The organism is Pseudomonas typographi (genome assembly GCF_014694385.1).
Lineage (GTDB): Bacteria > Pseudomonadota > Gammaproteobacteria > Pseudomonadales > Pseudomonadaceae > Aquipseudomonas > Aquipseudomonas typographi.
Map to the genome: position 1 here is coordinate 1 of NZ_JAAOCA010000125.1, position 626 is coordinate 626.

Genomic DNA, 626 nt, shown 5'->3' on the forward strand with positions numbered 1-626 from the left:
ATCCCAGCGCGGGAAGGAAGGATTTTGATGACCAACCACATCGAACGAACAGGCCGAGCGCTTCAAGTCCTCTGGGATCACTTTCGCAATTGGGAGCTGTTCGCCACTGGTACCCGAGCACCAATCCTTGACCGCTGGTACATCGCGACCAAAACCAAGGCCCTGATCAAGCACGACCGGATTTTGCGAGGTGCCGCATGATCGACGACAAAGCCCACTTCGCCGATCCGTGGTTCTGGATCTGCGTGCGCGAATCTATCGATGCCGGTTTCATCCGCGAATGGCTGCGCCTGACCGGGCACCGCCTCGCACGCAGCAAGATCGAGCGCATGGTTGATGAAACCACCGGCTACGCCGGCGATGTGGTCCGCGAATACTTGGCGCACGTAAAGCAGGTGATTTACGACATCGTGCCGCATCCGATGCGGGAGGTCGCGCCATGACCCTCTACACCTTCTGGCCCCTATTCGCCCACCTCACCAGCCGGCGTTTCATCGTAGAGGAAGCGGGGAGTGGGTTTGTGTTTGTTAAGCGGAGGGTTTTGGTATGACAGACCGCGAATTGCTTGAGCTGGCGGCGAAGGCGGCCGGGATAGACATCAAGTTCTTCAATTCCTCCGGAGAGGC

At 58.5% G+C, this 626-nt stretch carries 2 protein-coding genes; both read left to right on the top strand.

The features are described from left to right. The coding region (locus HAQ05_RS28000) for a hypothetical protein (RefSeq protein ID WP_238936618.1) at window positions 1-201 on the top strand (201 nt) is incomplete at its 5' end. Continuing rightward, complete coding sequence (locus HAQ05_RS28005) at window positions 198-443, top strand: hypothetical protein (protein WP_190427659.1); 246 nt, start codon at window positions 198-200, stop codon at window positions 441-443. The genes HAQ05_RS28000 and HAQ05_RS28005, both read left to right, overlap by 4 nt. Window positions 444-626 lie beyond the last annotated feature (183 nt).

Coding starts and splice junctions, on each gene's coding strand:
- HAQ05_RS28005 (WP_190427659.1), top strand. CDS start 198: ATGATCGACGACAAAGCCCACTTCGCCGATCCGTGGTTCTGGATCTGC.